A 906-nucleotide genomic window follows, 5' to 3' on the forward strand; every position below is an offset into this window, starting at 1 on the left:
TTTGTTTTATTTCTCCTGCTACTGGCGGTAGTAATTGCAGGGGGGTTGCTGATGACTCACCGGGCCGTACGGTTACCACCACGGGTCGAGGAGCCTCCCGGGCCAGTGCCAGCCCGGCGAAACGCTTATTATGTCAGGGTAGCCGTAGCCGATGTCCGGGCCAACCCCGGCCAGGGGGCGGAGCTGGTTACCCAGGCCCTGCTGGGGGATGAGTTAAAGGTACTGAAGCAGGAAGGGGATTGGTTACAGGGCCAGGTACCTGACGGGTATATCGGGTGGGTAAAAACAGCGGATGTGGTCCCGGACACTCCCCCGGCGGACCGGGACCTGGCAGCCGTGACCGTCCCCCGCGCTATCCTTTACCTGCAGCCGGGAGGGGGCAATGCCATTGGCGAAGCCTTAATGGCTACTGACTTACCGTTGCTGCAGCAAAAAGAAGGCTGGATGGAAGTCTGGCTCCCCGGCCGGGGAACGGCCTGGCTGGCGGCAAACGAGGTTGAGGTCTGGCCCGGGGGAAAGGTGAAAGGGAAGCGCAGCGGCGAGGATGTAATAAAAACGGCTGAACGCTTACGGGGAGTGTCTTACCTCTGGGGCGGGGTCAGCCTGTACGGTATCGACTGTTCCGGACTGGCCTACATTGCTTACTATTTAAACGGCGTCCAGCTACCCCGGGATGCCGATATGCAATTCCAGGTGGGCCGGGAGGTAGCCAGGGCAGACCTGCAGCCCGGCGACCTGGTCTTTTTCAATACGGAAAGTTCGGGGAGCCTACCTACCCATGTCGGCATTTATACCGGTAACGGGGAGTTCATCAATTCCCGTTCCGGCCAGGGCGTCATAACCAGTCGCCTGGATGAACCGTTATTTGCCATGGGATACCTGGGAGCGCGGCGCTACCTGCCGTAA

1 protein-coding gene is annotated in these 906 nt (G+C 60.2%); it reads left to right on the forward strand.

Annotation, left to right across the window (positions count from 1 at the left end; translation table 11 throughout):
* Window positions 1-906, forward strand: a 906-nt coding sequence (locus MOMUL_RS15185) for a C40 family peptidase (protein WP_062286251.1), incomplete at its 5' end; no start/stop codon positions are given.

The organism is Moorella mulderi DSM 14980 (assembly GCF_001594015.1).
Lineage (GTDB): Bacteria > Bacillota > DSM-521 > Neomoorellales > Neomoorellaceae > Neomoorella > Neomoorella mulderi.